This is a genomic window from Bradyrhizobium sp. 170 (assembly GCF_023101085.1).
GTDB lineage: Bacteria > Pseudomonadota > Alphaproteobacteria > Rhizobiales > Xanthobacteraceae > Bradyrhizobium.
The window spans coordinates 7,747,537-7,769,507 of the sequence record NZ_CP064703.1 but is presented as its reverse complement, the minus strand read 5'-3'; the positions used below and the strand labels follow the sequence as shown (position 1 = coordinate 7,769,507).

General features: G+C 63.1%; 24 protein-coding genes and 1 pseudogene. 14 read left to right on the top strand and 11 right to left on the bottom strand.

The genetic code is table 11. From position 1 onward, the window contains the following. Nucleotides 1-49 precede the first annotated feature (49 nt). The 3 genes from IVB05_RS36260 to IVB05_RS36250 all read right to left on the bottom strand — a co-directional run bounded on the left by IVB05_RS36260 (nt 50) and on the right by IVB05_RS36250 (nt 2,842). The gene (locus IVB05_RS36260; protein WP_247780874.1) at nt 50-988 is read right to left on the bottom strand and encodes an aldo/keto reductase; all 939 of its coding nucleotides are present in this window, start codon (nt 986-988) and stop codon (nt 50-52) included. 286 nt (nt 989-1,274) lie between these two features. After that, entirely contained in the window at nt 1,275-1,736 is a 462-nt protein-coding gene (locus IVB05_RS36255) for a GNAT family N-acetyltransferase (RefSeq protein WP_247780873.1), read from the bottom strand. 293 nt (nt 1,737-2,029) lie between these two features. Continuing rightward, entirely contained in the window at nt 2,030-2,842 is an 813-nt protein-coding gene (locus IVB05_RS36250) for a PAS-domain containing protein (protein WP_247780871.1), read from the bottom strand. A gap of 201 nt (nt 2,843-3,043) precedes the next feature. Here IVB05_RS36250 and IVB05_RS36245 point away from each other — a divergent pair, with 201 nt between their 5' ends. Further along, nucleotides 3,044-3,397 (top strand): DMT family protein, encoded by a 354-nt coding sequence (locus tag IVB05_RS36245; protein WP_247780869.1) that lies wholly within the window; start codon nt 3,044-3,046, stop codon nt 3,395-3,397. 99 nt (nt 3,398-3,496) lie between these two features. Here the strand turns inward: IVB05_RS36245 and IVB05_RS36240 are convergent, their stop codons facing one another. The 5 genes from IVB05_RS36240 to IVB05_RS36220 all read right to left on the bottom strand — a co-directional run bounded on the left by IVB05_RS36240 (nt 3,497) and on the right by IVB05_RS36220 (nt 6,408). After that, a complete protein-coding gene (locus IVB05_RS36240) occupies nt 3,497-3,763 on the bottom strand; it encodes a Txe/YoeB family addiction module toxin (RefSeq protein WP_247780867.1) in 267 nt (88 codons plus the stop codon). Further along, complete coding sequence (locus IVB05_RS36235; protein ID WP_247780866.1) at nt 3,760-4,038, bottom strand: type II toxin-antitoxin system prevent-host-death family antitoxin; 279 nt, start codon at nt 4,036-4,038, stop codon at nt 3,760-3,762. Before IVB05_RS36235 ends, IVB05_RS36240 begins: the two co-directional genes overlap by 4 nt. Before the next feature lie 106 nt (nt 4,039-4,144). Beyond that, nucleotides 4,145-5,305, bottom strand: a complete 1,161-nt coding sequence (locus IVB05_RS36230; protein ID WP_247780864.1) for a PQQ-dependent sugar dehydrogenase — start codon at nt 5,303-5,305, stop codon at nt 4,145-4,147. 69 nt (nt 5,306-5,374) lie between these two features. Next, a complete protein-coding gene (locus IVB05_RS36225) occupies nt 5,375-5,548 on the bottom strand; it encodes a hypothetical protein (RefSeq protein ID WP_247780862.1) in 174 nt (57 codons plus the stop codon). Nucleotides 5,549-5,754: 206 nt separating this feature from the next. Beyond that, the gene (locus IVB05_RS36220; protein WP_247787261.1) at nt 5,755-6,408 is read right to left on the bottom strand and encodes a glutathione S-transferase family protein; all 654 of its coding nucleotides are present in this window, start codon (nt 6,406-6,408) and stop codon (nt 5,755-5,757) included. Nucleotides 6,409-7,089: 681 nt separating this feature from the next. On the opposite strand from IVB05_RS36220, the gene IVB05_RS36215 reads away from it, so the two are divergent. Continuing rightward, a complete protein-coding gene (locus IVB05_RS36215; RefSeq protein WP_247780861.1) occupies nt 7,090-8,292 on the top strand; it encodes a pyridoxal phosphate-dependent aminotransferase in 1,203 nt (400 codons plus the stop codon). Nucleotides 8,293-8,513: 221 nt separating this feature from the next. Then, nucleotides 8,514-9,032, top strand: coding sequence for a DUF992 domain-containing protein (locus IVB05_RS36210; protein WP_247780859.1), 519 nt, complete (start codon nt 8,514-8,516; stop codon nt 9,030-9,032). A gap of 72 nt (nt 9,033-9,104) precedes the next feature. Here the strand turns inward: IVB05_RS36210 and IVB05_RS36205 are convergent, their stop codons facing one another. After that, nucleotides 9,105-9,449, bottom strand: a complete 345-nt coding sequence (locus tag IVB05_RS36205) for a helix-turn-helix transcriptional regulator (protein WP_247780856.1) — start codon at nt 9,447-9,449, stop codon at nt 9,105-9,107. After that, nucleotides 9,446-9,817: a type II toxin-antitoxin system RelE/ParE family toxin gene (locus tag IVB05_RS36200; protein ID WP_247780854.1), complete on the bottom strand. Its 372-nt coding sequence runs from the start codon at nt 9,815-9,817 to the stop codon at nt 9,446-9,448. The genes IVB05_RS36205 and IVB05_RS36200 overlap by 4 nt, the downstream gene beginning before the upstream one ends. A 268-nt stretch (nt 9,818-10,085) precedes the next feature. On the opposite strand from IVB05_RS36200, the gene IVB05_RS36195 reads away from it, so the two are divergent. The 8 genes and pseudogenes from IVB05_RS36195 to IVB05_RS36160 all read left to right on the top strand — a co-directional run bounded on the left by IVB05_RS36195 (nt 10,086) and on the right by IVB05_RS36160 (nt 17,158). Next, entirely contained in the window at nt 10,086-10,568 is a 483-nt protein-coding gene (locus tag IVB05_RS36195) for a DUF992 domain-containing protein (RefSeq protein ID WP_247780852.1), read from the top strand. 198 nt (nt 10,569-10,766) lie between these two features. Then, nucleotides 10,767-11,591, top strand: coding sequence for an alpha/beta hydrolase (locus tag IVB05_RS36190; RefSeq protein WP_247780850.1), 825 nt, complete (start codon nt 10,767-10,769; stop codon nt 11,589-11,591). Nucleotides 11,592-11,606: 15 nt separating this feature from the next. Further along, nucleotides 11,607-11,750: pseudogene (locus tag IVB05_RS36185) on the top strand (DUF992 domain-containing protein); the annotation flags it as partial. A 231-nt stretch (nt 11,751-11,981) separates the two neighbouring features. Then, entirely contained in the window at nt 11,982-14,030 is a 2,049-nt protein-coding gene (locus tag IVB05_RS36180; protein WP_247780848.1) for an elongation factor G, read from the top strand. Nucleotides 14,031-14,163: 133 nt separating this feature from the next. Further along, nucleotides 14,164-14,997, top strand: coding sequence for a shikimate dehydrogenase (locus tag IVB05_RS36175; RefSeq protein WP_247780846.1), 834 nt, complete (start codon nt 14,164-14,166; stop codon nt 14,995-14,997). Nucleotides 14,998-15,084: 87 nt separating this feature from the next. Continuing rightward, entirely contained in the window at nt 15,085-15,711 is a 627-nt protein-coding gene (locus IVB05_RS36170) for a hypothetical protein (RefSeq protein WP_247780844.1), read from the top strand. Between the two features lie 76 nt (nt 15,712-15,787). Further along, complete coding sequence (locus IVB05_RS36165) at nt 15,788-16,414, top strand: hypothetical protein (protein WP_247780842.1); 627 nt, start codon at nt 15,788-15,790, stop codon at nt 16,412-16,414. Between the two features lie 390 nt (nt 16,415-16,804). Continuing rightward, nucleotides 16,805-17,158 carry a hypothetical protein gene (locus IVB05_RS36160; RefSeq protein ID WP_247780841.1) on the top strand — a complete coding sequence of 118 codons (354 nt, stop codon included), beginning with the start codon at nt 16,805-16,807 and terminating at the stop codon, nt 17,156-17,158. Between the two features lie 250 nt (nt 17,159-17,408). Here the strand turns inward: IVB05_RS36160 and IVB05_RS36155 are convergent, their stop codons facing one another. Further along, nucleotides 17,409-18,545 carry an alpha-hydroxy acid oxidase gene (locus tag IVB05_RS36155; RefSeq protein ID WP_247787259.1) on the bottom strand — a complete coding sequence of 379 codons (1,137 nt, stop codon included), beginning with the start codon at nt 18,543-18,545 and terminating at the stop codon, nt 17,409-17,411. Nucleotides 18,546-18,653: 108 nt separating this feature from the next. Between IVB05_RS36155 and IVB05_RS36150 the strand changes: the two genes are divergently transcribed. From IVB05_RS36150 to IVB05_RS36140, 3 genes are all read left to right on the top strand, one after another. Beyond that, the gene (locus IVB05_RS36150; RefSeq protein ID WP_247780839.1) at nt 18,654-18,833 is read left to right on the top strand and encodes a hypothetical protein; all 180 of its coding nucleotides are present in this window, start codon (nt 18,654-18,656) and stop codon (nt 18,831-18,833) included. A gap of 214 nt (nt 18,834-19,047) precedes the next feature. Beyond that, nucleotides 19,048-20,394, top strand: coding sequence for a phosphoglucosamine mutase (gene glmM, locus IVB05_RS36145; RefSeq protein WP_247780837.1), 1,347 nt, complete (start codon nt 19,048-19,050; stop codon nt 20,392-20,394). Between the two features lie 146 nt (nt 20,395-20,540). Beyond that, complete coding sequence (locus IVB05_RS36140; RefSeq protein ID WP_247780835.1) at nt 20,541-21,800, top strand: MFS transporter; 1,260 nt, start codon at nt 20,541-20,543, stop codon at nt 21,798-21,800. The last annotated feature ends 171 nt before the right edge of the window (nt 21,801-21,971 follow it).

Here is a 21,971-nt window from a genome sequence, read left to right as displayed (position 1 = left end):
ATTTGTGGTTATGGGTCCCTGCTTTCGCAGGGACGACACCGAGCAAGATCTATTTCGTAATCTGGTCGATCTCCGCCATCTCCTCCGCGCTCAAACTCCAGCCGATCGCTTTCACGTTCTGCTCGACCTGTTCGACACGCGTCGCGCCGGCGATGACGCTTGAGACTTGCGGGCGGGAGGCGAGCCAGGAGAAGGCGAGTTCGAGCATGGTGTGTCTGCGCGCTTGCGCGAACGCCTGCAGTTTTTCGACGATGTCTTCATTGCGCGACGTGACGTAGCGGTCCTTCAGCGCCGGCGCCTTGGCGAAGCGGGTGTCGTCGGGGGCGGCGGCGCCGCGCTTGTATTTGCCGGTGAGGAGCCCGCTCGCCAGCGGGAAGAACGGCAGCAGACCGAGCTTGTACTCTTGCGCGGCGGGCAACAGATCCTTTTCGATGCCGCGCACCACGAGGCTGTATTCGTCCTGGCAGGAGACGAAGCGGCTGACGTTCATCTGCCGCGCCATCAGTTCCGCTTCCGCGATGCGCCAGGCCGGAAAATTCGAATTGCCGATGTAGCGGACCTTGCCCTGGCGGACGAGATCGTCGAGCGCGCGCAGCGTCTCTTCCATCGGCGTCAGGGGATCGTAATCATGCTGCTGGTAGAGATCGATGTAGTCGGTCTTCAGCCGCGTCAGGCTGGCTTCGACGGCGGACATGATGTAGCGGCGCGAGGCGCCCTGCTTGGTGCCGTCGGTTGCCATCGGCTTGGAATATTTCGTCGCCAGCACGATGTCCTTGCGGCGGTCGCCGAGCACGGTGCCCAGCACGGTCTCGGAGCCGCCCATGCCGGCATAGATGTCGGCGGTGTCGAACAGGGTGATGCCGAGGTCGATCGCCTTGTGGATGACCTTGCGCGAGGTCTCCAGATCGGTGCGCTGGCCGAAATTGTTGCAGCCGAGGCCGACGGCGGAAACGCGCAGGCCGGAGCCGCCGAGGTTGCGAATTTGCATGGATCGATCCTGTGGGGAGCACGTAGGGGAGGGGGTCGGCATTGTGGCCCGCGCGGCTTGGCGCCGCAAGCAGCGGGGCCATCGGCCTTTGCGCTTGGCAGCCATGCGGCACAAAAAGATGCGGCCCCGGTCAGACGCGGCGACTGACGGGGGCCGCTTGGGGCGCGTGATCTGAGACGGGGGGCCTGATCAGACGCGCCTGCAACCTATCCGCGCTATGTTACGCTCCCGTGACATCCGGACTTATCCACAGCCGGCTTGACGGGACCGTCTTCACGAAACCGTGTCAGAACAGCTTGCGGTAAACGATGAAGCCGGAACGCTCCGCCACCTTGTCGTAAAGCTGCATCGCGGTTTCGTTGGTCTCGTGCGTCTGCCAATAGACGCGGGAACATCCAGCGAGCTTCGCCTGTTCGTACACGCCGTTGATCAGGGCGCGGCCGACGCCCTTGCGGCGTACTGCCGCGCTCGTGAACAGATCCTGCAGATAGCAATTCGGCTCGATCATGGTGGTAGAGCGGTGAAACAGATAATGCGTCAGCCCAAGCAGCTCGCCGCCGCTCTCGGCGACCAGCGCATGCACCGGCTCATAGGCGTCGAAGAAGCGCGCCCAGGTCATCGCCGTGATCTCGGGCGCCAGCGCGGTCGCGCCCGATCGGCCGTAGAAGGCGTTGTAGCCATCCCACAGCGGAAGCCATTGCGCGTAGTCCTGACGGGTGACGAAGCGGATGGTGAGGTCGCCGGACATTTAGCGATTCCGTTTGCTGGGACGCGTCGGGACGCGCAGGCGGGGTGTCCGTTCATTACTACAGACACACTTGGCAGCCATCAACTTCGCACGTCGACGTGTCGTCTCGCGCGATTGACTCCCTCTCCCCGTTCTTCACGGGGAGAGGGTTGGGGTGAGGGGCTCTCACCGCGAGCAGTGAACGACGTGAGACCTGTACCCCCTCACCCGGATCGCACCGGACGATGCTTCGCATCGCCGAGGCGATCCGACCTCTCCCCGCAAGCGGGGCGAGGTTTAAGAGAGAGCCGCCGCTATTCCGCGGCGCCGAGGTGGTGGGCAAGGCTGCGATAGCTGCCGCGTAGCGCGCGATAGTAGTCGGCGCTGCCGGGATCGTCGCTGTGGCGGACGAGGTCGGTGACAGGTGTGTAGCTCAGCATGCGTCCACCATCGGGCAGCGCCGTGCAGATGAAGCGCAGCACCTGTCCGTCGGCGAGATTGATGTTGATCGGCGTGGAATCGCCGGTCCGTATCATCTCGGTGCGCTTGGCGATGAACGCGCTCAACTCGTCCTCGGGCAGTTGCCAGGCGCCGGTGTCGCGGCCGTGATACATCAGCGCGATGAAGGGCGGCTTGCTGTCGGCCTGCGCGTCAGACAGCGCGAAATAATCGCGGAAGGCGCGGTTGATGAATTCGGCGCGGGTATCGGCATCGAGCAGCACGATGCCGATATCGACCTGATCGAGCGCGGCCGACAGGCGGTCCGCGGTGGCATGATGCTTTTTCTCCCATGCGAACGCATCGACCCATTTCTTCCGCAACAGGCCGGTGATCAGCGCGGTGCCGCCGGCGGTAACCGCCAGCAGCAGCATGCGCGCCAGGTCCGACATGTCGTAGCCGGGCGTGGCGCGGTGGTTGAGGAAGAACAGCGCGGAAGACGCCACCGCGATGACGGCGCTGGCCATGCCGGAGGCGATGCCGCTGACGGAAGCGGCAAGAGCGACGATGCAGACGAACAATGGCGCGGGATTGGGGACGGGAACGAAATGCCGGTCGACCAGGAAGGCGATCAACGCCGTCGCTGTCGTAAGGGCCGGACCGGAGATTGCGCGCCAGTTTAACTGCATGCCCGTTCTCGTCACTTGCCGGGAATAAGACGCAAGCATGCCCGATTGTTGCGATTGTGCACGCCTTTCTGCCGCCAGTCTTAAGAGAGCGTTGCGCGGATGCGGCGAACTTTCGCATTTTTGAAATCAAATGATATCGAGTTAAGGAACGGGGTACCGCACCCGCCGATTGAGCCGCATGACATTTGCAAGAGGACATCGATGCCCACTGTTTCCCCGACGTTGCTGCCGGTCCTGATGCTGTTCGCCTCCAACGTCTTCATGACCTTTGCCTGGTACGGCCATCTGAAATTCAAGCAGAGCCCGCTGGCGCTGGTCGTGCTGGCGAGCTGGGGCATCGCCTTCGTCGAATACTGGCTGGCGGTGCCGGCCAACCGCTGGGGCAGCGCGGTCTATTCGGCGGCGCAGCTAAAGACCATGCAGGAGGTGATCACGCTGGTGGTGTTTGCCTGCTTCTCGGTGCTCTATCTGAAGGAGCCGCTCGGGTGGAACCACGCGCTCGGCTTTCTTTTCATCGCCTTCGGCGCGTTCCTGATTTTTCACAAATGGGCGTGAGTTGATGGCAACGGCGTGTTCGGGGAACACCGCTCAATCGCATGAGCCGCTGAAGGCTGAGAAAGTAGCAAAGAGAAAGAAGGCTGGAAAAATGGCCCGCTAGTAATGATAGCGGCACTGAGCAATGTCGAGTTGCTGAGTGTCACCCTTTCCAGAAACGCGATACACCAAGCGATGTTCGCCTGAAATGCGGCGCGACCACCATCCCTGGAGCGCATGTTTAAGGGGCTCTGGTTTCCCAAGCCCCTTGAACGGATCGCGCTTAATATCTTTGATTAGACCGTTTATGACTTCGAGGATCTTTTCATCCTCCTTTTGCCATTGCAGATAGTCTTGCCAGGCATCTTCCGTCCAAGCGGTTTTCATACCTTGGCCGAACCTGCCTTTGTTGGCTCGATCAACTCGCGTTCAGTTAGTTTGCCCTCGTCCGCTTCCTTGATGGAACGTAGAAGACGTACTGCATTGGCGGGACTCTTCAGGAGGTGGACGGTCTCCATGAGACTCTCATACTCATCCTCGGCCATGAGAACGACGGTGCGGGCATTCTGGCGGGTGACGAACAGGGGGGCGCGATCATCGCAAACCTCGTCCATGTAGGACGCGAGGTTGTTACGCAGTTCAGTGTAAGAAACGTGTGCCATCTCTTCTACCTTTGTGCTGCACGGCGATATGTACAGATATATGTACATATAGTGCGCGTGTCAACAAGAGGTTTAGTTCCCCGCCGTTCCCACCAAGTACGCAACTTCACTTCGCAACCGGCGCCACCCGCAATACCCGTCCGTTCGAACTATCCGTCAGCAGCCACAGCGCGCCATCCGGCCCCTGGCGGACGTCCCTGATGCGCTCGTGCAGGTTTTGCAGCAGGCGTTCCTCCGACGTCACGGCATTGCCGTTCAGCGTCAGCCGCACCAGCATCGCGCCGCGCAGCGCGCCGGTGAACAGGCTGCCGTTCCATTTCGGAAACAGCTTTCCGGTGTAGAAGGCCATGCCCGACGGCGCGATCGACGGCACCCAGTATTTGAGCGGCTGCTCCATGCCGTCCTTGGCCGTAGCGTCGTGGATCTTGGCGCCGGAATAATCGATGCCGTAGCCGATCACCGGCCAGCCGTAATTCTTGCCCTTGCCGATCAGATTGAGCTCGTCGCCGCCGCGCGGGCCGTGCTCGATTTCCCAGGGGTCGCCGGAAGCCGGATTGATCGCGAGCGCCTGCACGTTGCGGTGCCCGTAACTCCAGATCTCTGGCTTGGCGTCAGTGCGGCCCGCGAACGGATTACCTGATGGCACCGAACCATCGGGCGCGATCCGGATCAGTTTGCCGAGATGATTGCCGAGGTTCTGCGCCTGGTCGCGGTGAGTGAAATGATCGCCCAGCGCCACGAACAGATTGCCGTCATCGGCCTGCGCGATGCGGCAACCGTAATGATTGCCTGATGACAGAGGCCCTTGCTGGCGGAAGATGATCTTGACGTCGTCGAGGCGGCCGTTGCCATCGTTGAGTTTTGCGCGGGTGACCGTGGTGCGCCCGCCACCTTCGGTTCGTTCGGCGAAGCAGAAATAGATGGTTTTGCTCTGCGCAAAGGATTTGTCGACGACGACATCGAGCAGGCCGCCCTGGCCAGACGCCCAGACCTCGGGAACGCCCTTCAGCGGCGGCGAGATCTGTCCTTCGGTCGTAACGATGCGCATGCGGCCCGGACGCTCGGTCACCAGCATCTTGCCGTCGGGCAGGAACGCCAGCGCCCAGGGATTAGCGAGGCCTCTGGCGATGGTCCGGACTTCGAGTTCGCCCGCCGACGAACCAAATGCCTGCTCCTGGCCGCGGGTGCCGGTGGCGATCAGGAACGAGACGGCAAGCAGGATCGCGACCGCCAAGGCGGCGGTCACAAGGCCGACAGGTGTCTTCATCCTGTCCGTCCAATCGCGATGACGGTCATCGCGCGTTCGCTAATGATGCAAACAGAAAAGCCGCAACCATTACGGAAAGGGCATCGCGACCGTGGCCTTGATCGACAGCACCGTCAGGGTGACCATGAGGCAAAGCGATAGCGTGCCGATCGCGAGCGAGGTGGCGATGGCACCAAGCAATCGGGAAGAAGCGACGGGCGCGCGGCTACTCTCGAAGCCGACCGCGCCGGGGGACCGTATCATTGGCCTAAATCCTTGTAACGCGGGACGAATCACCCGCGACTCACGCGACGTCAGGAAAATCTTGCAATGATCACCGGCAACATTGCGGCGTTCGGCCCTTGAAAATGGCGGAATCGCGGCAAACGTTAACATTATGCCCGCTATTTTTAACCTTTGGCGGCGTGCTCGCGCGAAAGTGAGGAGGCCGGCGGCAGACGTGGCGGCGGTTATGCGCCGGCGGCGATACCGGCCTGGTCGTCGACCTCGACCTCCGGCTGCCAGTCCATGGTGACGAAGCCAGGGGTCTGCTCGACCCGCCGCAGCCAGGCGCGGATGGCGGGGAAGGTCGCGAGGTCGTAGTCGCAGCGGTCGGCGACATGGGTGTAGCCGTACAGCGCGATATCGGCGACCGTCAGTTGCCCCGCGGCGAAATAGCTGCAGGTCTTGAGATGGTTTTCCATCACCTGAAGCGCGGCATAGCCGCGCTCCATCCAATCCTCCAGCGCATGCGTCTGCAGGTCGCGGCCGCCCTTGACCAGCGACAGCCAGAAATAGGCGGCGCCGATATTGGGCTCGAGCGCATGTTGCTCGAAGAACATCCATTGCAGCGCTTCGGCGCGTTCGACCCGCGACTCCGGGGCCAGCGACGTGCCGCCGCAGACATACCAGAGGATGGCGTTGGACTCGGCGAGGTAGCGTCCTTCGGCGACTTCCAGCAGCGGCACCTGTCCGCTGGGATTCTTCTCCAGAAAATCCGGCGTGCGGCTTTCGCCTCTGAGAATGTCGACTTCGATCGCCTGATACGGCGCGTTGAGCAGCGCCAGCGCAAGGCGGACCTTGTAGCTGTTGCCGGAGCGCTGCATCGAATAGAGCTTGTACATCGTCGTTGGGTTCACTCAGGGATCGAATCGCGCACGCGGTGGGCGAACTGCGGAAAGCTCTTGCGCCGCAACGCGGCTAAACAATGATGCCGATACGAATGCGTCGCAAGGCCCGCGGAATGGAAAAAGTCGAAAACCTCTACTGCACTGCACGCGCGCAGCATGTCATGCCACGCCGCATAGCTCACGCGGCCGGGAGCGGAGCAGCAAACCGATTCAAGCCTTCGCGATCAAGCTGCCGGCGTCCGCTTCCGACATGAGCGAGGGGGAAACCGAATCGCGCGCGAGACACCTTGGCGTTGTGTCCATGTTGGCCGCGAAGAGGCGTGTGCCACTCCGTCTGACACGGCGCTGGAGAACCGGGATGCCGGCGGCCTTCCTCTGCGGCCATGCAGCAGGACGGTGGCCCCCGGGGCCATCAGCCGCGCTCGGCATCGCGATCCATGGCGGATGTTCGCGCTTGCCGGCCCCTTGTCAGATATGAGTCAATTCGCTGCGGAACTTTGCGAATATTGCGCCGATATTGCTCCGATCGTACCGAGCCTCTTCGACGCTCCTTAAAGTTTGACCCGTATCCGGCCAAGCTTCTTGCGATGCAGCGCGCAGCGCCTTAGGGTGCGGTGTTCCCATCAAAAAGAGTCGTGAAATTCTTCAGCTCACGACGTTTGCCAGGAGATGATGATGCCCTTCCTGTCCGCCTCGCTCGCCCGTGTGAAGCCGTCCGCGACGATCGCGGTCACGGATAAAGCGCGCGCGCTGAAAGCGGCGGGCCGCAACGTCATCGGCCTTGGCGCCGGCGAGCCGGATTTCGACACGCCCGCCAACATCAAGCTGGCGGCGATCCGCGCCATAGAGGCCGGCAAGACCAAGTACACCGATGTCGGCGGCATTCCCGAACTGAAGGAAGCCATCATCGCAAAATTCCAGCGCGAGAACGGTCTCAGCTACAAGCCGAACCAGGTCATCGTCGGAACCGGCGGCAAGCAGGTACTCTACAACGCGCTGATGGCGACGCTTAACCCCGGCGACGAGGTGATCATCCCGGCGCCATACTGGGTGAGCTATCCAGAGATGGTGGCGCTGGCCGGCGGCGAGACGGTGCCGGTGGTGTGCCCGGCGTCGAGCGGCTTCAAGCTGCTGCCCGAGGATCTCGAAAAGGCGATCACGCCGAAGACCAAATGGATCATCCTGTGCTCGCCGTCGAACCCGACCGGCGCCGCCTACACGCGCGCTGAGCTGAAGGCGATCACCGACGTGCTGATGAAGCATCCGCATGTCTGGGTGATGACCGACGACATGTATGAGCACCTGGTCTATGACGACTTCCAGTTCGCAACGCCGGCGCAGGTCGAGCCGAAACTGTATGAGCGCACGCTGACGGTGAACGGCGTGTCGAAGGCCTATTGCATGACCGGCTGGCGCATCGGCTATGCCGGCGGCCCCGCCGACCTGATCAAGGCGATGTCGACGATCCAGTCGCAGTCGACCTCGAACCCGTCGTCGATCGCGCAGTGGGCTTCGGTGGAAGCGCTGAACGGTCCGCAGGACTTCATCCCCGTGCACAACAAGGTGTTCAAGGAACGCCGCGATCTCGTGGTCTCGATGCTGAACCAGGCCAAGGGCATCGAATGCCCGCGGCCGGAAGGCGCGTTCTACGTCTATCCGTCCTGCGCCGGAACCATCGGCAAGACCTCGCCGTCCGGCAAGGTCATCGCTAACGACGAGGACTTCGTCACCGAGCTTTTGGAGAGCGAAGGCGTCGCCGTCGTGCAGGGTTCCGCGTTCGGCCTTGGGCCGGCGTTCCGGATTTCCTACGCGACGAAAACCTCCGACCTCGAAGACGCCTGCAAGCGCATCCAGCGCTTCTGCGGCAATTTGAGATAAGAAGCGTTTTCGCGGCACAAGCCTGTCCCGCACTTGATGCGGGATGGCTTCCCGGTTGCTGTCCAAGAAAACGCGTCAGAAAAAAGGCGTGTCAAATCACAACAGGTCGTGATCGACTGATGTTTTGACGACTTCTTGAGGAAGCGCCATGTTTTGGACACGGCGCTTCCATCCTGTCCGCTCCGCTGAATTTGTTTTTCAACATGCGGAGACTGGGACACATGCGACTTCTGACACTGACACTCGCGACGCTATCGCTGCTCGCGCCGATCGCAAGCGCTGACGCGGCGCCGGTGGTTCGCGCCGGCATCCTGCAATGCCAGGGCGGCCAGAATGTCGGCTTCGTGGTCGGCTCGGTGACGAGCCTCGAATGCGTGTTCCGCAGCGAAGGCCGCCGTCCTGAACCCTACATCGCCAAGGTGCAGCGCATCGGCCTCGATCTCGGTGTGACCGCGCAGACCCAGTTGTCCTGGGCGGTCAGTGCGCCGAACAGCCGGCTCGGACGCGGCGAACTCGCCGGCAGCTATGGTGGCGTCGGCGCCAACGCGTCGATCGGCATCGGCGGCGGCGGCAATTTTCTGGTTGGCGGTCCCGCCAACGCCTACGCACTGCAGCCGATCAGCCTGCAGGGACAGACCGGGCTGAACGTCGCCGCCGGTATCGCCGGCCTCGAACTGCAGCCGTTCAACGGCAACGCTCCGCGCCGGCACACCCACCGCCGCCACCGTCACCGCGGCTAAGGATGACACGTTAAGGAAAAGGCCCGCGCAAGCGGGCCTTTTTTTTCGTCATCTCGATCGAGTCCATTTGTTCTACGCGGCCGCAACGAAGGTAATCCGGCCGGGCCCGCCGCGTTTGCGATGCGGCTTCAACGTAATCTCTACGTCCTGATCGAAGGCGGTGAGCATCCGCATCAGCTTTTCCACGGAAACAAGCCGGAACTGGCCACGCAGCAGCTTCGACAGGTCGGGCTGTTTCATCTCGATCAGCTTGGCTGCCGCGACTTGGGTCAGGCCACGTTCGGCGATCAGGCGCTTCAACTGCACCACTAGAGCAGCCTTGAGCTGGTGTTCCTCCGCATTGGGCAGGCCAAGGTCAGCGAAGATATTGCCGCTTCCGACCTCATGGGTGGGTAGCTTTTTTTTGGCGCTCATCATCGAACTCCCTTGGTCGCTTGGTGAATGGTTTCGGCGTCGCGCAAGCGCTGGCGTATCAGGTCCATGTGCCGCTGCGGGGTGGCTTTCCCGCTAGTGGATTTTTTTTGGAACGCGTGCAGGACGTACAGGATGCCCTCAAGACGCACCGTGTAGACGGCTCGATAGGTATCGCCGTCAAAGTTGTCGCGAATCTCCAAAACCCCGCTCAAACCCTTCAAGGGCTTGGCATTGTGCGGATGCTCCCCGATCTGAGCTTCGAAAAGGGCTTGCCCGATCCCGCTGCGGACGGCCGCCGGAAATCCTTGCAGGTCCTTTCGGCTGGAGCCTACGAAAACCGCAGGTTTGATAGCGCGGAGCAAATCCTTCACGACATTATAGATATATACCTATATTCGCCTGTCAAGAGCTTCTGACCGGACACGAAGCTTGATGGACCCAATCCCAGCTGCACGAACGTGGAGCGGAAGTCTCACTTCGCGCGCACCGAAATGACTTTCGCCTCTGAATCGGTTAGGCGCTTCTTCCGCCAATCTGGCACGGCCCGTGATGTTGTGGCATAGAACGGCGAGCGTCGCGGGTACGGCGTTGTTTTTGATTCTCTGCTTGCATCACAGTTTTTCAGCCGGAGATTACTTCATGCGTCGTTCTCTCATCCTTGCCGCTGCCGCGCTCGCCGTGCTGGCTTTGTCGATCGGCGGCGCCAATGCGCAGCAGATGCAGCGCGTGCAGGTCGGCGTGCTGGAGTGCCGCGGCGGCGCCAGCGTTGGGTTCATCGTCGGTTCCGTCACCAATCTCGGCTGCGTGCTGCGCGCCGAAGGGATGCCGGAGGATCGCTACATCGCCACCATCCGCAAAGTCGGACTCGATCTCGGCATCACCCAGGAATCGGCGCTGGCCTGGGGCGTGTTCGCACCTGTAGCGCGGCTCGGGCCGGGCGGTCTGTCCGGCGATTATTTCGGCGCGCAGGGCAGCGCCACGCTCGGCGTCGGTGTTGGCGGCAACGTGCTGGTCGGTGGCTCCGCCAATTCGATCGCGCTGCAGCCGCTCAGCGTGCAGGGCCAGGTCGGCGTCAGCATTGCTGCCGGATTGGAAAGCCTGGAATTGCGGCCGGGGCGTTAGTTAACGCCGTCTCCAAGTCATTGCGAGCGAAGCGAAGCAATCCACATCTCCGCGCGGGGATAGATGGATTGCTTCGCTTCGCTCGCAATGACGGGAGAGGGAACATCCGGCCTTCTGGCTTGTCCTTTTCCGCGCATAGCGTTGCGCTCTCGCGGGCTGCTTGCTGGCCGCCCCCTCCGGCACCGGCTAGCATAAGTCATGAGTTCAAATCATCAGATTGCGTCCGGCCAAGCCAGGCTGGCTGCGAAAGTCGTCGGCGACGGCGACCCCGTTGTCTTTCTGCATGCCGCGGTCTGCGACAGCCGCATGTGGCGCGCGCAACTCGATGCCGTCGGCGCAAGCAACAAGGCGATCGCGTATGATCGGCGCGGCTTTGGCGAGACGCGCGCGGAAATGGAAGACTTTTCCGCAGTCGCGGATTTGATGGCGGTGATTGATGCCGTCGGGAACGGCGCGCCGGCGATCCTTGTTGGATGCTCCCAGGGTGGACGGGTCGCGCTCGACACCGCGCTTCGGTATCCATCCCATGTCCGCGCCCTCGTTCTCATTGCGCCCGCCGCGAGCGGCGCGCCTGAGCCGATCTATCCGCCCGACATCGAGCGCCTGATGGCCAGGCTTAAGGACGCCGAACAAGCCGGCGATCTGGATCGCGTGAACGCCATCAAAGCTCATCTTTGGCTGGATGGTCCATTGCAGCCCGAGGGTCGTGTCACAGGTGAGGCGCGCCGGCTGCTCCTCGATATGAACGCCATTGCGCTACGGTCGCCGCCGGTTGGCTCGAACCTCGATGTCGCGCCCACCTTCCATCGTCTCGGCGAGATATCGGCACCATCGCTTGTGATCTGGGGTGACCTCGATTTCCCGCACATTCAGGAACGATGCCGTCATATCGCAACGACGATGTCGAACGGGTCGGGCCATATGTTGACCGGCACGGCCCATCTGCCGAGCCTGGAGCGACCAACCGAGATCACGGGCCTCCTTGCCGAGTTCATCGATGGCTGTTCCGACCGCCGGGCATAGCAAACGCCGCGCAGGGCAGACCTCGGCGTCGTCGTCGGCAACGTGCTGGCCGGCGGCTCCGCGAATTCGATCGTACTGCAGCCGCTCCGCGTGCAGGGCCAGGCCGGCGTCAGCATTGCTGCCGGATTGAAGCGCCTGGAACTCCTGCCGGGGCGTTAACTTTCGTTGTCTACCACCGTCATTTGCGGGGAGCGTTAGCGACGAAGCAATCCACGCTTTTCCGTTTGCGCGGAATGGATTGCTTCGCTTCGGTCGCAATGACGGCGTTTAGCCTTTTGGGCCTCGCCGCACCGCAGCGAATTTTTCCCGCTTGCCAAAATCACGAGACAGGCGGAGCATTGGAAGTCGCCGACCCAATCACGGGCCGAGCTCCAAACAAAGGAGGCGGCAATGGGACAAGACGTCAGAAGTCCCCGCGGTCCACGGTGCATTGCACTGGTGGGCCCTTTCCAGAGCGGTAAAACCACACTGTTGGAGGCGATATTGGCGCGAACGGGCGCCATTAAAAATGCCGGCAGCGTCGATGCCGGAACTTCCGTCGGCGATGCCAGCCCCGAGGCGCGCCATCACAAGATGGGCGTGGGCCTAAGCGCCGCCACCACCACCTTCATGGGCGACAGTTACACCATTATCGATTGTCCCGGCTCGATCGAGTTCGCGCATGACATGCGCGCCGCGTTGCCCGCGGTCGATGCCGCGGTCGTGGTCTGCGAGGCGGACGAGAAGAAGCTGCCGCAACTGCAGATCATCTTGCGCGAGCTGGAAGATTTGGGCATTCCGCGTTTTCTGTTTTTGAACAAGATCGACCGCGCCAACAAGCGCATCCGCGAGACGCTGGCGACGTTGCAGCCGGCCTCGCGCGTGCCGCTGGTGCTGCGGCAGATCCCGATCTGGAACGGCGAGTTGATCGAAGGTTTTGTCGATCTCGCGCTGGAGCGCGCCTTTGTTTATCGCGAGCACAAGCCGTCCGAGGTCGTTGCATTGGAAGGCGGCAACCTCGACCGCGAGAAGGAAGCGCGCTTCTCGATGCTTGAAAAACTCGCCGACCACGACGACGCGCTGATGGAGCAGTTGCTGGAGGACATCCAGCCGCCGCGCGACGCGGTGTTCGACGATCTCGCCCGCGAATTGCGCGAAGGCCTGATCTGCCCGGTGCTGCTGGGCGCCGCGGCGCGCGAAAACGGCGTGCTGCGGCTGATGAAGGCGCTGCGGCATGAAGCGCCCGGGGTGAGCGAGACGGCGAAGCGGCTCGGCGTGTCGGCGCAAAAGGAGGCGCTGGCCTATGTGTTCAAGACGCAGCATCTGCAGCACGGCGGCAAGCTGTCGCTGGTGCGGCTGCTCGCCGGCCATCTCGATGACGGCGCGACGCTGCAATCTTCCTCCGGTGAGGCCGGGCGGGTTTCCGGTATTCTCGCGGTGAGCGGCGGACACGACACCAAGCGGGCCGCGGCCGAGGTCGGAGACACGAACGCGCTCGGCAAGCTCGAAGCGATCAAGACCGGCGACACGCTCTCGAACGGCAAGACCGCGCCGGCCGCGCTCGTGCGCATCGAGCCGACGCCGCCGGTGCTGGCGATGTCGCTTGCGGCGACCGACCGCAAGGACGACGTCAAGCTCGGGCAGGCGCTGTTGCGGCTGAACGAGGAGGATCCGTCGCTGACGATGATCCAGAACCAGCAGACCCATGACATCGTGCTGTGGGGGCAGGGCGAGATGCATCTGCGCGTCGCGCTCGAGCGGCTCAAGGACCGCTTCGGCGTCAACGCCAAATCGCAAGCACCCGCGATCGGCTATCAGGAGACCATCCGCAAATCGGTCACCCAGCGCGGCCGTCACAAGAAGCAGTCCGGCGGCCATGGCCAGTTCGGCGACGTGGTGCTGGAGGTCAAGCCGATGCCGCGCGGAAGCGGCTTCGAGTTCCACGAGAAGGTGGTCGGTGGCGCAGTGCCGCGCAATTATATCGGCGCGGTCGAGGAGGGCGTGGTCGACAGCCTCGTGCGGGGGCCGCTCGGTTTTCCAGTGATCGATCTTAACGTCACGCTGACGGACGGCTCCTATCACAGCGTCGATTCCTCCGATCTCGCCTTCCGCACGGCGGCGCGGATCGGCATGGGTGAGGCGCTGCCGCAGTGCCAGCCGGTGTTGCTGGAGCCGATCCACATGGTGGAGATCGTCTGCCCGACGGAGGCGACGGCGAAGATCAACGCCATCCTGTCGGCGCGGCGCGGCCAGATCCTGGGCTTCGACACCCGCGAGAACTGGTCGGGATGGGACTGCGTCCGCGCCACCATGCCGGAAGCGGAGATTGGCGACCTGATCGTGGAATTGCGCTCGGCCACCGCCGGCGCCGGCAGCTTTACGCGGGCCTTCGACCGCATGGCCGAAGTCACCGGCCGCGCCGCCGACCAGATCATCGCCGCGCATCGCGTGGCGGCGTAGTTAACGGCGGGACGCCGCGGCCTTGGCCGGCCGCGGTAGTCTGCGTTTGGCTTGACACACCTCCAGGGAAGATAAATTGATCGTCGTGGCCGGGTTCATCCCCGGCCATCGATGTCTTTATGAGGTTGTTGCCGTGACCAACCCCCCTGCCGCGTGCCTGATCGGATGGCCGGCCGCGCATTCGCGCTCGCCGCTGATCCATCATTACTGGCTGCGGACGCTGGGCATCGCGGGCGGCTATGTCATCGAGGCGGTGCCGCCCGACGAGTTCAAGGATTTCATCTTCCGCCTGTCGCTGCGCGGCTTCGTCGGCGCCAACGTCACCATGCCGCACAAGGAGCGCGCGCTTGCGCTCTCGAAGCCGGACGAGCAGGCGCGTGCGGTCGGCGCGGCCAATACATTGTGGTTCGAGAATGGCGAGCTCTGCTCGACCAATACCGACGTCGAAGGGTTTATCAACAATCTCGACGCCAGCGCGCCCGGCTGGGACGGTTGCGAGGATGCGCTGGTGCTCGGCGCCGGCGGTGCGGCGCACGCGGTGGTGTTCGGTTTGCTCGACCGCGGCATCAAGCGCGTGCACCTCGCCAATCGCACGGTCGCGCGCGCCCGCGTGCTCGCGGATCAGTTCGGCGCGAGCGTTCTGCCGGTGGCGTGGGATGCGCAGGGCGATATCCTGCCGCGCGCCGGTCTGCTGGTGAACACGACCTCGCTCGGCATGAAGGGCCAGCCGCCGCTCGAGCTCGACGTCGGGCGGTTGCCGTCATACGCCGTCGTCGCCGATCTCGTCTACGTGCCGCTCGATACCCCGTTGCTCGCCGCCGCGCGTGCTAACGGCCTGAAGACCGCAGACGGGCTCGGCATGCTGCTGCACCAGGCGGTGCGCGGCTTCGAATTGTGGTTCGGCCGGCGCCCCGAGGTGACGGCGGAACTTCGTGCGCTGGTCGAGGCCGATCTCACGAATACATGATCGGCTGGTCGCGGAGACTTGAGCCGGAATTTTTTTGAATGGCCGGGGTCAATGGTTACGTCACTGCCGCCACCGGAGATTCCCGCCATGTCCGTCAGTCGCTTTCAACTCGTTCGCCTGCTTGCCGCCATAGCGATGGTCGCCGGCTCCACGCTTTACGCCATCGCCCAGCAGCCGCCGACGCCGACGCGGGTTCGCGGCACCATCGAGGCCGTCGACGGCGACGTGCTCGCCGTGAAGTCGCGGGGCGGCGAGGACGTGAAGCTGCATATGACCGGCGATCTCAGGGTCGTGGGGATCACCAAAATCTCGCTGTCGGACATCAAGGTCGGTTCCTTCATCGGCACCACCACGGTGCCCGGACCGGACGGCAGCCAGAACGCGGTGGAGGTGCATGTGTTTCCGGAAGCCATGCGCGGCACCGGCGAGGGCTCGCGGCCCTATGACCTGCGTCCCAACTCCACCATGACCAATGCCACCGTGGCGGAGTCCGTGGTCGGCAATGACGGTCACACCCTGATGATCAAGTACAAGGACGGCGAGAAGAAAGTCGTGGTCTCCCCGGAGACGCCGGTCGTGACCTACGTTCCCGCCGACAAGTCCGACCTCAAGCCCGGCGCCAAGGTGATCGCCTTCATGAAGAAGCTGCCGGACGGCTCGCTCGAGACCAGCCGCGTCAGCGTCGGCCGCGACGGGCTGACCCCGCCGATGTGAAGTCGCCGCCTGGAATAGCTGTTCCCGTCCGGTGTTTGCGTTGAGTTGGGCGCCAATACACCTCGGGAGGAATACCATGCTGCAATCTTCTTCATGGCCGCGCCTGCTCGCGGCCTCGCTGGCCTTTGTCACCCTGCTTGGATCGGCGGCGTGGGCGCAACAGCCGCCGACGGTGCGGATTCGCGGCACCATCGAGGCCGTGGACCTGCCCATGCTGTCGATCAAGTCGCGCGAGGGCGCCGACATGAAGGTCCGTGTCACCGACAATGTCGCGGTGTTCGGCGTCGCCAAGACCGAGCTGTCGGAAATCAAGGAGGGCTCCTATATCGGCGTCACCGCGATGCCGGAGCCGGACGGCACCCAGAAGGCGGTCGCGGTGCATATCTTCCCGGAGAACCAGCGCGGCGCGGCCGAAGGTTTCCGGCCTTGGGATCAGCGGCCGAACTCGACCATGACCAATGCCACCGTTGCCCAGACGGTGAAGGGCACCGACGGGCAGAACATTTTGGTCAAGTACAAGGACGGGGAAAAGAAAGTCGTGGTGCCGCCGGATACCCCGATTGTCACCTTCGTCGCCGGCGACAAGTCAGAACTGAAGCCGGGCGCGAAGATCATCATCTTCGGCGCGGTGAAGAAGGACGACGGCACGCTCGAAGCCGCCCGTGTCAACGTCGGCCGCGACGGGATTACGCCGCCGATGTGAGGCGAAGCTTTCTTACTTCCCTTCTCCCCTTGTGGGAGAAGGTGGCCATAGGCGGCCTCCGGCCGCCGTCGTTCAGCAAGAACGCCGATGCTACTGCATCGGCTACGCGCAGTCCGTGCCGGATGAGGGGTTCTCTCCGCGGAGGCAACCCCTCATCCGCCTTCGCTGCGCGAAGCCACCTTCTCCCACAAGGGGAGAAGGAAGGCAGGACGCTTCGCTTGGTGCGCGCATCACGTCCTGGCCAAGGCGGAACCGCGCCATCCAGCCAGAGCTTTGATCTAGGTCAAGCGCCTGTTCAGCCAGAGTCGAACCCTGCCAGGGGGTGGAGAACTGCGAGTTGGGTTGGTTGCAGCCCGAATGATCGGGCCCAATCAACAGGAAGGAAGCGCCATGTTTCGCTATGTTCTACCGGTTCTTGCAGCACTCGTTCTGGTTACGGCCAGCCTCATCCCGGACGACGCGTTCGCGCGCCGTGGGGGTGGTGGCGGATACCGAGGCGGTGGAGGCTTCCACGGCGGCGCCGTCCGAGCTGGAGGCGTTTACCGAGGTGGAGCCGTTCATGCCGGTCGCGTAGGTCGGGCCGGATATGGTTACCGGGGAGGGTATTATCCGCGTCGCGGATACGGTGCGGCGGCGGTGGGGGCCGCAGCGGTTGGTGCCGCGGCCTACGGCGCCTACGGCTCTTACAACAACTGCTACGACGCGTACGGCAACTACATCTGCGGCGGCCAGTATCGATACTGACACACGCCGGGAGCCTGACGCGGTCAATGCGCTACGTACTTTCCTTCTCCCACAAGGGGGGAAGGAAAGTCGCGCTCCATTCGCGAGTCGTCCCGCGAAAGCAGGCACCCACAACCATAATTGCTCACTGTGGATGGAAGGCGTCTACCACATCGCTTAACCAAGGGCCGCGGCGTATGTGTCCCCGCGCCCGTGCGCAATTGCGCACTAGGCGGGGACGACCCGTTGCGGGATTCGTGCTAACTCCGCCTCACACCGCCAGCACGTCATCGTCGATCTCGGCAATCGTGTTGACGCCGCATAATCCCATGGTGGTGAGCATTTCCTTGGCAAGGATGTCGAGCGCCTTGGCGACGCCGGCCTCTCCGCCGGCGCCCAGGCCATAGGTATAGGCGCGGCCGATCATGCAGGATTTGGCGCCGAGCGCGAGCGCGCGCACCACGTCCATGCCGGTGCGGATGCCGCCGTCGAACATGATCTCCATCTGCGAACCGACGGTATCGACGATCTCCGGCAGCACTTCGATCGACGACGGCGCGCCGTCGAGCTGCCGGCCGCCATGGTTGGAGACGACGATGGCCTGCGCGCCGGTCTTGGCCGCGAGCTCGGCGTCCTCAACGTCCAAAATGCCCTTCAGGATCAGCTTGCCCGGCCAGATCGAGCGGATCCAGTCGAGGTCCTTCCAGTTCAGCGAGGTGTCGAACTGCGACGCGGTCCATTCCGCCAGTTTGGTGAGATCCTCGGTGCCTTTGACGTGGCCGACGATGTTGCCGAAGCTGCGGCGCTTGCCGCGCAGCACGCCGGCGACCCATGAGGGCTTGCTGGCGAAATCGATCAGCTTCGCCAGCGACCATTCCGGCGGCACCGTCATGCCGTTCTTGATGTCCTGGTGGCGCTGCCCGATCACCTGCAGGTCGACGGTCAGCACCAGCGCCGAACATTTCGCCGCGATCGCGCGTTCGATCAGCGCCTTGATGAAGCCGCGGTCCTTCATCACGTAGAGCTGGAACCAGAATGGCTTGTCGACGGCGGCTGCGATATCTTCGATCGAGCAGATCGACATCGTGCTCTGGGTAAAGGGAATGCCGGCCGCCTGGGCCGCGCGGCAGGCGTGGATCTCGCCGTCGCCATGCTGCATGCCGAGCAGGCCCACGGGAGCGAGGATCAAGGGCATTGCGGCGGGCTCGCCGAGAATCGTGGTGGAGAGATTGCGCTTGGAGACATCGACCAAGATACGCTGGCGAAACTTGATCTGCGCAAGATCCTCGGAATTGGCGCGCAGCGTGTCCTCGGTGTAGGAGCCGCGGTCGCAATAGTCGAAGAAGGCCTTCGGAACGCGCCGCTTGTGCAACTGGCGCAGATCTTCGATGCAGGTGATGTGCTTCATGGACATTCCGGCCCCTTCTTGAATTCGGTGGCTGGGGTGTCATCTACCATGGTTGGGTGGCGAGCCAAATCGCGTCTGGCGGCGCCATTCCCGAGGAAGGGACATCCCATGACCGGACCGCGCAAGGCCTCCAGTCCCGACACCGGCGCCGAGGAGCGCGAGGAAAAGCGCCGGCTCGACGACGCCCTGGACGAGGGCCTTGAAGAGACCTTTCCGGCCTCCGATCCCGTCAATGTCACCCAGCCGCCGCCCTCGAAGGGCGACCATCACGTCAAGCGCGGCGGCTAGCGCCTTGACCCGGCGCGGTGGTTCTGCAAGAATACCACGTCATAACAAAGGGTTATGCGTTGGTCGTGACCGCTAATGGCCGTAATGATTCATCATATTTTTTGAAGCCATTTTAGCGGCCGAGGGATTATAACCCCTGCACGCTACGATGGAGGGCGTTCAGGGATTCGTGGCCGTAATGGCCTGAAGAAGCCCTGGAATCGCTGGGGGTCACATGAGCCGTAAATATTTCGGTACCGACGGAATTCGGGGCCGCGCCAATGGTCTGATCACGCCGGAGCTCGCGCTCAAGGTGGGGCAGGCGGCCGGCCTGGTGTTTCAGCGCGGCGATCATCGCCACCGCGTCGTCATCGGCAAGGACACCCGTCTCTCCGGCTACATGATCGAATACGCCATGGTGGCCGGCTTTACCTCGGTCGGCATGGACGTGCTGCTGCTCGGCCCGATGCCGACGCCGGCGGTCGCGATGCTGACCAAGTCGATGCGCGCCGATCTCGGCGTGATGATTTCCGCTTCCCACAATTTGTTCGAGGACAACGGCATCAAGCTGTTCGGCCCGCAGGGTTTCAAACTGTCCGACGATGTCGAAAAGCAGATCGAGCAGTTGCTCGACGAGCCGATCGACCGCCGGCTGGCGCAGAGCGCCAGCCTCGGGCGTGCCCGCCGCATCGACGGCGTCCATGATCGCTATATCGAATTCGCCAAGCGCACGCTGCCGCGCGAGCTCTCGCTCGACGGCTTGCGCGTGGTGGTCGATTGCGCGCACGGCGCGGCCTACAAGGTGGTGCCGGAAGCGCTGTGGGAGCTGGGCGCCGATGTGATTGCGATCGGCGTCGAACCCGACGGTTTCAACATCAACAAGGAATGCGGCTCGACCTCGCCGGAAGCGCTGGCGAAAAAGGTGCGCGAGATGCGCGCCGATATCGGCATCGCGCTCGACGGCGACGCCGATCGCGTCATCCTGGTCGACGAGCGCGGCCACGTGGTCGACGGCGACCAGCTGCTCGCGGTGATCGCGCAAAGCTGGAAGGAAGACGGCCGTCTCGCCAAGCCCGGCATCGTCGCCACCGTGATGTCGAATCTCGGGCTCGAGCGTTTCCTGGAAGGGCAGGGCATCGGCATGGTGCGCACGCCGGTCGGCGACCGCTACGTGCTCGAGCAGATGCTCAAGCAGGGCTACAATCTCGGCGGCGAGCCTTCGGGCCATATCATTCTTTCCGACTACGCCACGACAGGTGACGGCTTCGTCGCCGCGCTGCAGGTGCTGGCCGTGGTGCAAAAGCTTCGCCGTCCGGTGTCGGAAGTCTGCCACCGCTTCGATCCGCTGCCGCAGATTCTCAAGAACGTGCGCTACCGGTCAGGCAAGCCGCTCGACGATGCCGAGGTCAAATCGGCGATCATGGATGGCGAGAATCGCCTCAACGGCCACGGCCGTCTCCTGGTCCGCTCGTCCGGCACCGAGCCGGTGATCCGCGTGATGGGCGAGGGCGACGATCGCATCCTGGTCGAGGACGTCGTCGATCAGATCGTCAACGCGCTCGGCCACGCCGCGGCGGCATAAGCCAGCTTTATTCTGATGGCGCGGGATCGCTGATCGGTGGTGCGGCAACGCATCGCAGCCATAAGCTATTGATGCTGGTCGCGACGATAGCCCGATCGTAGAACACGAGACATCGCCTGTCCGCGATTCTTTTCGGGAATGCGCCCTTGAACAAGCCCGTCATCGTGTCAGAGGAAACGGCGACTGCGCCGGTAGTCGTGCCGGACGTGGCGCCGGGCCTTGCCGCCAAAGCGGCTGTCGCGGGGCCGGCTTATGTCGTGCTGACCGGCATCAGCTTCTCGCATTTCCTCAACGACACCATGCAGTCGCTGATCGCCTCGGTCTATCCGATCCTGAAGGATGCTTACGCGCTGGACTACGGGCAGATCGGCATGATCACGCTGGCGTTCCAGTTTACCGCGTCGCTACTGCAGCCTGTCGTCGGGCATTTCACCGACAAGAAGGCGCAGCCGTTCTCGCTCGCGATCGGGATGGGTTTCACCTTCTTCGGATTGCTGCTGCTGAGCGTCGCGCATCTCTATCCCTTGATCCTGATCTCGGCGGCGCTGGTCGGCCTCGGCTCGGCGGTGTTCCATCCGGAGTCGGCGCGGATCGCGCGTCTCGCCTCGGGCGGCCGCTACGGTTTTGCGCAATCGGTGTTTCAGCTCGGCGGCAGTTTCGGCACGTCGATGGGGCCGGTGCTGGCGGCGCTGATTGTGGTGCCGTTCGGCCAGCCATCCATCGCCTGGTTTTCATCGATCGCGTTTCTGGCGATCGTGATCCTGTGGCGGATCGGCGTCTGGTACAAGCCGCAGATCGCGACGAAGAAATCGGCGGCGGTGGAACGTCACCCTGATTTGCCGGATTCCCGGCGCGTAAAAATTGCGCTTGCGGTGCTGGTGGCGCTGCTGTTTTCAAAACAGCTCTACGTGTCGAGCCTGTCGAGCTATTACATCTTCTATCTGATCGACAAGTTTCAGGTGTCGACCCAGGCAGCCCAGCTCTATCTCTTCATCTTCCTTGCCGCCAATGCGGTGGGTGCGTTCTTCGGCGGGCCGCTCGGCGACCGCTTCGGCCGCAAATACATCATCTGGTTCTCGATCCTGGGCGCGCTTCCGTTCACGCTGGCGCTGCCCTATGCCGGTCTTGCCGCAAGCGCCGTGCTGACGGTTTTCATTGGCCTCATCCTCTCGTCGGCGACGTCCTCGATCATCGTGTTCGCACAGGAACTGATGCCACATCGCTTCGGGATGATCTCCGGGGTGTTCTTCGGCGTCGCCTTCGGCATCGGCGGACTTGGCGCAGCCGTGCTCGGCAAGCTCGCCGATCACACCGGGATCGCCTTCGTCTATCACCTCTGCGCGTTCCTGCCCGCGCTCGGTCTGCTCGCGGTGTTCCTGCCGAAGATGCCAAAGCACGCGCGTTGAGCGCGCGGCGAGGGCGCAGCTCACCGCATCAACGAAATCTTAACGGTGCGGCGGCGGGCGGATTTCTCGCAATACACCGTTAGGATGTATGGCGGTTTCGCCATTTTTCGTTGGTGCAAATGCATCGTGACTCGCGTTGCAAATAGAGTCGCGAAAAAAAGTCAGAGTTTG